Origin of the sequence: Aeromicrobium sp., from assembly GCF_032084975.1 — a bacterium.
Taxonomy (GTDB): Bacteria; Actinomycetota; Actinomycetes; order Propionibacteriales; family Nocardioidaceae; genus Aeromicrobium.
In genome coordinates this window covers 1-8,731 of record NZ_DAMDLR010000005.1, presented here as the reverse complement: position 1 = coordinate 8,731, position 8,731 = coordinate 1, and the positions used below count along the sequence as shown (strand labels likewise).

The window sequence follows — 8,731 nt, the reverse complement described above, 5'->3', positions numbered from 1 at the left end:
ACGGTGCGAGTGCCGGAGAACGTGGCGTTCTTGTCCCACGAGTCGCGGCCGAGGTGGTCGGGCCGGACCCGCTTGACCACGCCGGCGCGGGTGCCCAGCGCCAGGCCCGGGACGTCCTCGTCGAAGGTCATGAGGCCCAGGGCATCGCCGTCGAGGCTGAGCAGCTCGCTCAGCGGGACGCCGCCCTGCAGGCGCGGGGAGTCGGCGGTGGGCGGCAGCGCGGGCAGGTCGAGGACCTCGAGGCGGTGCACCGTGCCCGCGGACGTGACGACGCCGACCTGGCCGCGCGCGGTCGCCTTCACGACCGACACGACCGTGTCGTGCTTGCCACGCCTTCCCACGGCACCGAGCGGTGCGTCGTCGGAGGTGCGCGCGATCAGCCCCGTCGAGGACATCAGGACCCAGCACGGATCGTCCGGCACCTCGATCGAGGCGCCCTTGGCGGCGGGCGCCGGGACGCCCGCGGACTCGAGCAGGACGGTGCGACGCGGGGTGCCGAACTTCTGCGCCATCTGGGACAGCTCGTCGCCGACCAGCCCGCGCAGCACCCCCTCGTCGGCCAGGATCGCGTCGAGCTCCTCGATCGTGCGGCGCAGCTCGTCGGCCTCGCGCTCGAGCTCGAGACGCGAGAACCGCGTGAGCCGGCCGAGCTGCAGGTCGAGGATGTAGTCGGCCTGCAGGTCCGACAGGTCGAAGACCGAGATCAGTCGCTGGCGCGCCTCGCCGCGGTTCTCCGATGCGCGGATCAGCTGGATGACCTCGTCGATGTCGAGGATCGCGATCAGCAGGCCGTCGACCAGGTGCAGGCGATCGGCCGCCTTCGTGCGGCGGTGGGTGGTGCGGCGGCGCACGACGTCGATGCGGTGGTCGAGGTAGACCTGCAGCATCTCGAGCAGGCCGAGGGTGCGGGGCTGGCCGTCGACGAGCGCGACGGCGTTGATGCCGAACGAGGTCTCGAGGGGGGTCTGCCGGTACAGCTGCTCGAGCAGCGCCTCGGGCACGATGCCGTTCTTGACCTCGATCACGAGGCGCAGGCCGTGGTTGCGGTCCGTCAGGTTCTTCAGGTCCGAGATGCCCTGGACCTTCTTGGCCTGGACGAGCTTCTTGATCGACTCGATGACCTTCTCGGGGCCGACGTTGTACGGCAGCTCGGTGACGATGATGCCCTTCTTGCGCGGCGTGACGTTCTCGATCCGCGCGGTCGCACGCATCTTGAACGAGCCGTTGCCGGCGGCGTAGGCGTCGCGGATGCCGTCGAGCCCGACGATCTTGCCGCCGGTGGGCAGGTCCGGGCCGGGGATGAACCGCATGATCGAGTCGAGGTCGGCACTCGGGTGCTTGATCAGGTGCCGCAGCGCCTGCACGACCTCGACGAGGTTGTGCGGCGCGATGTTGGTGGCCATGCCGACCGCGATGCCCGACGCCCCGTTGACCAGCAGGTTGGGCAGCGCCGAGGGCAGCACCGTCGGCTCCTGGAGCCGGCCGTCGTAGTTCGCCTTGAAGTCGACGGTGTCCTCGTCGAGGGAGGCGGTCATGGCCTCGGCGGCCTCGTCCATCCGGATCTCGGTGTAGCGCATCGCCGCGGGCGGGTCGTCGGACGAGCCGAAGTTGCCGTGGCCGTTCAGCAGCGGCAGCCGCAGCGCCCACGGCTGGACGAGCCGCACGAGCGCGTCGTAGATGGCGCTGTCGCCGTGCGGGTGCAGCTTGCCCATGACCTCGCCGACGGGACGGGCGCTCTTGACGTGCGGGCGGTCGTGCCGCAGCCCCATGTCGTCCATCGTGTAGAGGATGCGCCGCTGCACGGGCTTGAGCCCGTCACGCGCGTCGGGCAGCGCCCGGGCGTAGATCACGGAGTAGGCGTACTCGAGGAAGCTGGAGCGCATCTCGTCGCCGACGTCGGTGTCGAGGATGTGCTCCTCGAAGTCCACGGTCTCGGTACCAGATCCAGTCACACGGCTCATTCTCCCGCGACCCCTCGCGAGGCTGGCGTCCGACCCGCCGCGGCCGGGGTAGGTTTGTGCGTGTGAGTGGCAGCGAACCAGTCGGCATGGCGACCGCGTCGCCCCACCCGGTCCCCGCGTGGGAGGCCGATGTCCTGCTCAAGGACGGGCGTGTGGCCCAGATCCGACCCATCGTGCCCGAGGACGCTCCCAAGTTCGTCGCGTTCTACGACCGCGTGTCGGCCGAGTCCAAGTACTTCCGCTTCTTCGCCCCGTACCCGCGCCTGTCCGATCGCGACATCAAGCGCTTCACCACCGTCGACCACGACCGCCGGGTCGCCTTCGTCGTCACCCAGCACGACGAGATCATCGCCGTGGGCCGCTACGACGCGATCTCCGAGGACGAGGCCGAGGTCGCCTTCCTGGTCGAGGACGCGGCGCAGGGACGCGGTATCGGGCAGTTGCTGCTCGAGCACCTCGCGCAGGCGGGCCGCGAGCGCGGGTTCACGGAGTTCGCCGCCGAGGTCCTGCCCGAGAACGTCCGCATGCTGCAGGTCTTCCGCGAGATGGGCTACACCATCAGCGGCACGCTCGAGGACGGCGTGCAGCGCCTGACCTTCGAGATCAACCCGACGGACTCGGCGCTGGGCGTCATGCGCTCGCGCGAGCAGCGCGCCGAGGCGGCCTCGATCTCGCGCATCTTCGAGGCCCGCAGCGTCGCGGTCGTCGGTGCCAGTCGCCGCCAGGACTCGATCGGCCAGGCGATGGTGCGCAACCTCGTCCTGGGCGACTACGGCGGCACCGTCTACGCGGTGAACTCCGGGGCCGAGGCCGTCTCGGGCCTCACGGCCTACCCGACGGTGCGCGACATCCCCGGCGAGGTCGAGATCGCGATCGTCGCCGTCCCGGCCGAGCACGTCAACGACGTCGTCCTCGACTGCGCCGCCAAGGGCGTGCACGGGCTCGTCGTCATCTCGGCGGGCTTCGCCGAGGAGGGAGCCGAGGGCCGCGCGCGCCAGCAGGAGCTGCTGCACCTGTGCCGCACCCACGGCCTGCGCCTGATCGGGCCGAACTGCCTGGGCATCATCAACACGGCCGCCGACGTCCAGCTCAACGCCTCCCTGTCGTCCACGATGCCGCCCCCGGGACGCGTCGGGTTCTTCTGCCAGTCCGGTGCGCTCGGCTCGGCGATCCTCGAGACCGTCGCGGCGCGGGGCCTGGGCCTGTCCACGTTCGTCTCGGCCGGCAACCGCGCCGACGTCTCGGGCAACGACCTCCTGCAGTACTGGCAGCAGGACGACAGCACCGAGGTCGTGCTGCTGTACCTGGAGTCGATCGGCAACCCGCGCAAGTTCTCGCGGCTGGCCCGTCGGGTCTCCGAGGTCAAGCCGGTCGTGGCGGTCAAGTCGGGTCGCTCGACGCAGGGCGTGCCCGTCGGCCACACCGTGCGACGCACCTCGGCGCCCCAGCAGGCGGTCGACGCGATGTTCCGCCAGGCGGGCGTCATCCAGGTCGACAACCTCGAGGAGATGTTCGACGTCGCCCAGCTGCTCGCGCACCAGCCGCTGCCGCGCGGCAACCGGATCGCGGTCGTGGGCAACTCCGACGCCGTGGCCCTGATCGTCACCGACGCGGCGAAGTCCCAGGGCCTGCAGGTCGCGCCGCCCATCTCGCTGGGTGCCAATGCCGGGGCCGAGGAGTTCGAGGTCGCCATCGAGGCCGCCGTCGCGCGCCCCGACGTCGACGCACTCGTGTGCGTGTACACGCCGCCGATCTCGACCGACAGCGACGCGGTCGCCAACGTGCTGGCGGCCATCGGCGAGCAGTCCGACAAGCCGATCGTCTCCACGTTCCTGGCCAGCAAGGGCATCCCCGTGCTGCTGCGCGTCCCCGACCTGCAGGGCGGCTCGGCGGGCCACGGCTCGGTGCCGTCGTACGCCGCGCCCGAGTCCGCGGTCAAGGCACTGGCCCGCGCCGTCAACTATGCCGAGTGGGCCGCCCGTGACCACGGCGAGTACCACGTCGCCGCGGAGCACCGCTCGGGCGACGCCAAGGCGCTGATCCGCGACATCCTCACGATCGCGCCCCGCGGCGCCGTGCTGTCCACCGAGCAGGTCCACTACCTGCTGTCCTGCTACGGCATCGACCTGTGGACCTGGATCAACGTGCACAGCAAGGAGGAGGCGATCGCGGCCGGCGAGAGCCTCGGCTGGGACGTCGTCCTCAAGGCCGGCAGCGAGCACCTGCGCGCCCGCCCCGACCTCGACCACATCTGGCGCGAGATCCACGACGCCGAGGACATGGGCGAGGCCTGGGACGCGATGATGACGTGGAGCGGCATCCGGCCCGACACCACGTTCTTCGTCCAGCGATCGGCACCGCGTGGCGTGGGGGTCGCCTTCCGCGCGACCGAGGACCGCCTGTTCGGCCCGCTCGTGTCGTTCGGCATCGCCGGTGCGCCGAGCGAGCTGCTCGAGGACCGCAGCTACGGCATCCCGCCGCTGACCGACGTCGATGCGCGCGCCATGATCAGCGGGATCCGCGCGGCGCCGCTGCTGTACGGCTACCGCGGCAGCGAGGCGGTCGACGTCGAGGCACTCGAGGACATCGTGCTGCGCCTCGCCGCGCTCAAGGACGACCTGCCCGAGGTGGTCTCGCTCGACCTCGAGCCCGTGCTGGTCAACCCCGACGGCTACACCGCCCTGAGCGCCCGCGCCAAGGTGATCCCGTCGTCGGACAGCCGGGGCGACTGGTTCGTCCGGCGGCTGAGCCAGCCCGATGCCGCGGCGGATACGCTGGGCCGGTGACGAAGACCCAGGACAGGTCGAAGGCGCTGTTCGCCTCGATCTCACGCAGTGGCTACTACCCCGAGATCGTCTCGGGTGCGTTGCAGGACGCGCTGGCGGGGGAGCCGACCGAGGCGTTCGTCGTCCACCACGAGCCCACGTTCGACCGCGACGAGATCCGCCGCCACATGTCGGTGCTGGTGCTGACTCCGTCGCGGCTGTTGCTCACGCACACCGACGAGCACCCCGGCGACACGTTGCTGCCGAAGCCGTACACGTCCACGTCCGTCGAGGCCGTGCCGCTGTCGCGCGTCGCCGGCGTCGTCGTGACCCGGATGGTGTCGGCCCAGACGCAGCAGCTCGAGGAGGCGCTGCTCACGATCTCGTGGGGCGCCGTCTCGCGCGTCGAGCTCGAGCCCGCCCGCTGCGACGACCCCGAGTGCGAGGCCGACCACGGGTACACGGGCTCGATCAGCGGCGACGACTTCTCGCTGCGCCTGAGCGCCGCGGCCGAGGGCGGCGCGGCCGTCGAGGGACTGCTCGAGTTCGCCCGAGCCCTCACCGCCGCGACCACGGTCACCGCGACTCGATGACGACGTCACGCGCAGGGATCCACGAGATCCTGACCTCGACGGGTGCCGCGCTGGGCGCCACGGGGTTCACCGACGTCCTGGGTCTGCCGCGCGCGGACCGCTACGTCGTGCTCGTCGTCGACGGGATGGGGCTCGACCTCGTGCGCGAGCACGCCGAGCTGGCCCCGCACCTGTCGTCCCTGCCGAATGTCGAGGGCGTCCTGGCGGGCGTCCCGTCCACCACGTCGGTCAGCCTCACGTCGCTGGGCACGGGCCTGCGCGCCGGTCAGCACGGGATGGCGGGCTACACGTGCCGCATCCCGGGCACCTCGCGCTTCCTCAACACCCTCGCCTGGGACAAGCGGATCGATCCGCGGGAGTGGCAGCCGCACCGCAACGTCCTGCAGCAGCTGGCCGACGACGACATCGAGGTCACGGTCGTCAACGACCCGGACTTCGAGAACAGCGGGCTGACTCTCTGCGGTCAGCGCGGGGTGCCGTTCGTCGGCGCCAAGCGGGCGTGGGACCGTCTCGCGGCCGTCGTCGAGGCGGTCGAGCGCAGCGACCGTGCCCTCGTCTACGCCTACGAGCCCGCGCTCGACCACATGGGACACGGCAAGGGCGTCGACTCCGACGAGTGGCGTACGACGCTGACCCAGATCGACCGCGACGTCGCGGACCTGCGCGCGGCGCTGCCCGCCGACGTCGTGCTGGTCGTCACCGCCGACCACGGGATGGTCGACGTGCCGGTCGAGAACCGGTTCGACCTCGTCGACCATCCGCGGCTGCGCGACGACGTCGTGCTGGTCGCCGGTGAGGCACGCTTCCGCCACGTGCACACCAGCTCGGGGTCCGAGCGCGCCGTGGCCAAGCGCTGGCGCAAGGCCCTGGGCGAGCGCGCCGAGGTGCGCCTGCGCGAGGATGCCGAGGAGTGGTTCGGACCGCTCGACCCGCGAGTCCGCGGGCGCTTCGGCGACGTCGTCGTCGCGGCCCTCGACGACTTCGCGGTCTTCGCGTCCGACGTGTTCGCGATCGAGCTGGCGTTGCGCGGTTTCCACGGGTCGATCACGGGGCGCGAGCGACGGATTCCCGTCCTCGTCGCCGCGCGCTGAGGCAGGCCGCGGTGGCAGAGCTCGTCTTCTACTCCGGCACCATGGACTCGGGCAAGAGCACGCTCGCGCTGCAGCTCGACCACAACCACCGCGCGCGCGGCCGGGTCGGTCGGATCTACTCGTCCCACGACCGCGCCGGCGAGGCCGTCCTGTCCAGCCGCCTGGGGCTGGCGACGCCTGCCGTCGAGGTCTCGAACGACCTCAACTTCTGGGACGACGTCGTCGGCGAGCTGACCTCGGGCGGCCGGGTCGACTACCTCGTGTGCGACGAGGCGCAGTTCTACACGCCCGACCAGATCGACCAGTTGGCGAAGGTGGCCGACGAGCTCGCGATCGACGTCTTCTGCTTCGGCATCCTGACCGACTTCCGCACCCGCCTGTTCAGTGGCTCGCTGCGCCTGGTCGAGCTGGCGGACCGCGTCCTGACCCTGCAGGTCGAGGCGCTGTGCTGGTGCGGGGCGCGGGCGACCCACAACGCCCGGACCGAGGACGGCGAGATGGTCACCGAGGGCGAGGTCATCGTCGTGGGTGACGTCGAGGACCCGGATCGCCCGACCCCGCAGGTCGGGTACGAGGTCCTGTGCCGTCGGCACCACCGCAAGCGGATGACCGCAGCGCGGGCCCAGGCCGGCGCGCTGTCGCCGGACGTCCTGCCGTTCGACTGAGAGCGCGCCGCGCGGCTCAGTCCGACGAGCCGCCGAACATGATCTCGTCCCAGCTGGGCACCGAGCGGCGCGAGTGCTTCTTGCGCGGCTTCGGGGTGTCGGGGACCGCGACCCGCTCCTCGAGGGCCTGGTCCTCGTGGTCGTCGACGACCTCGGCGGCGGGCTCCTCGAAGACGGCCTGCTCCATGGCGCGACGATCGCGCGCCTCCTTGATCGAGCGGACCAGGGGAGCGGTGTCGATCGGGTCCTCGTCGGCGACCGTGCCGCCGAAGGCCTCGGGGGCGTCGGTCACGAGGTCGGCCAGCGCCATGTCGTGCTGGTCCTGCGTCGCGAGGTCACCGACGAGGCTGCGGGCAGCGTCGTCGTCGGCGATGACGTAGCGGCTCTTGGGGTCGTACAGGAAGCCGGCGGTGCCGTCCTCGAGGTCGACCTGGACGGTCCAGCGACCGTCCTCGCGGCGCCATGCGTCCCACGTGGCGTCCTCGGGCTTGATGCCACGCTCGGCCAGGGCCGCGTCGGCCAGGTCCGAGAGCGCGACGGCGGCGCCGCCGACGTGCTTGCGGCGCACGGAGGTGGCGCGGGCCGACTGGGCCATCCATTCGCGCTCGGCGATGACGGGCACCGCGAAGCCGTGCACGCGCTCGACCGTGATGCCGGCCGCCTCGGCGACCTCCTCGACCGATTCGCCGCGACGAATGCGGATCTGGATGTCTCGGGGGGTGAGCGAACTCTCCATCGGAATCTCCATCTGTCCGGAACGGCTCGACGCCACGGGAGTGCGGTCGACCAAGGACGTGAGCCGGCGATCGATGCTGAGCCGGAACCGTTCTCCGGTGGTTGCGTCGCGAGCGACGAGGAAGCGTCCGTCGTCACTGAGTCCCACGGTTGCGAGTTCCCGCATGTTCGAGCCTCCCCGTGTCTCTGCTGCCACCGACTTCGATGCTAGTGAAGGCCCGGTCGAATCGCGGTAGACGCGCCGGTGTCGGTCCGGCGGGTCGCGAAACTCGGGTGTGATCCGTACCGCTGCGGCCGTGCCCGCGGGTCGCGCCTCAGGCATCGGCGGGAGCGGGCTCGCGGTACAGCAGGGCGACGGCGGTGACCATCAGCGCCGCCGCGACGGGCAGGACGAAGCCGGCCTCCACGGACAGGTGGTCGACCAGATAGCCGGCCACCGCGGCGCCCAGCGCCGTCCCGGCGGACATCCCGGTCGTGGTCCAGGTCAGGGCCTCTGTCAGGCGGGTGCCCGGGACGGTCAGCTCCACGAGGTGGACCGCGGTGATCAGCGTGGGTGACAGCGTCAGCCCCGCCAGCAGGAAGAACACCGCGAGCCACACCGTGTTCGGCGCGAACGGCAGGGGAGCGAGGAACACGGCCAGTCCCACGGCACCGATCCGGAGCCGTCGGATCGGGTCGGCCGGCGGCGGCATGGCACCGATGGCGAGACCGGCCGCGAGGCTGCCGGCCGAGAAGATCGCCAGCACGACTCCGGCCGCGCCCGGCTGGCCCTCGCGCTCGGTGAAGGCCACGATGAGGACCTCGTTCGCCCCGAACAGGACGCCCAGCCCGCCCGCGGCCACGACCAGGGGGCCGAGCAGGCCCCAGGGCAGCGGCACCCGCGGCCCGGCACCCCGTGCCGTGTGGGGCGGTTGGGTGGCC

At 71.5% G+C, this 8,731-nt stretch carries 7 protein-coding genes; 4 read left to right on the top strand and 3 right to left on the bottom strand.

The features are described from left to right. Positions 1-1,961 (bottom strand): DNA topoisomerase IV subunit A (locus RT323_RS02115; protein WP_313404584.1); only part of this gene is annotated, 1,961 nt, incomplete at its 3' end. A gap of 86 nt (positions 1,962-2,047) precedes the next feature. Here RT323_RS02115 and RT323_RS02110 point away from each other — a divergent pair. Genes RT323_RS02110 through RT323_RS02095 form a run of 4 tightly spaced genes read left to right on the top strand, consistent with a single transcriptional unit; the run spans position 2,048 to position 7,075 of the window. Further along, on the top strand, positions 2,048-4,747 hold the full coding sequence (locus RT323_RS02110) for a GNAT family N-acetyltransferase (protein ID WP_313404582.1): 2,700 nt from the start codon (positions 2,048-2,050) through the stop codon (positions 4,745-4,747). Further along, a complete protein-coding gene (locus tag RT323_RS02105; RefSeq protein WP_313404580.1) occupies positions 4,744-5,319 on the top strand; it encodes a DUF5998 family protein in 576 nt (191 codons plus the stop codon). Before RT323_RS02110 ends, RT323_RS02105 begins: the two co-directional genes overlap by 4 nt. After that, a complete protein-coding gene (locus tag RT323_RS02100) occupies positions 5,316-6,410 on the top strand; it encodes an alkaline phosphatase family protein (protein WP_313404578.1) in 1,095 nt (364 codons plus the stop codon). The genes RT323_RS02105 and RT323_RS02100 overlap by 4 nt, the downstream gene beginning before the upstream one ends. 11 nt (positions 6,411-6,421) lie before the next feature. After that, on the top strand, positions 6,422-7,075 hold the full coding sequence (locus tag RT323_RS02095) for a thymidine kinase (RefSeq protein WP_313404576.1): 654 nt from the start codon (positions 6,422-6,424) through the stop codon (positions 7,073-7,075). Positions 7,076-7,091: 16 nt separating this feature from the next. Here the strand turns inward: RT323_RS02095 and sepH are convergent, their stop codons facing one another. Both sepH and RT323_RS02085 read right to left on the bottom strand, forming a co-directional pair. Next, on the bottom strand, positions 7,092-7,976 hold the full coding sequence (gene sepH / locus RT323_RS02090) for a septation protein SepH (protein WP_313404574.1): 885 nt from the start codon (positions 7,974-7,976) through the stop codon (positions 7,092-7,094). 148 nt (positions 7,977-8,124) lie between these two features. Then, on the bottom strand, positions 8,125-8,731 hold a 607-nt coding region (locus tag RT323_RS02085), incomplete at its 5' end, for an MFS transporter (protein ID WP_313404573.1).

Bases quoted from the DNA above. Each gene is read 5' to 3' on its own strand.
- RT323_RS02110 (WP_313404582.1), top strand. From the start codon at position 2,048: ATGGCGACCGCGTCGCCCCACCCGGTCCCCGCGTGGGAGGCCGATGTC.
- RT323_RS02100 (WP_313404578.1), top strand. From the start codon at position 5,316: ATGACGACGTCACGCGCAGGGATCCACGAGATCCTGACCTCGACGGGT.
- sepH (WP_313404574.1), bottom strand. From the start codon at position 7,976: ATGCGGGAACTCGCAACCGTGGGACTCAGTGACGACGGACGCTTCCTC.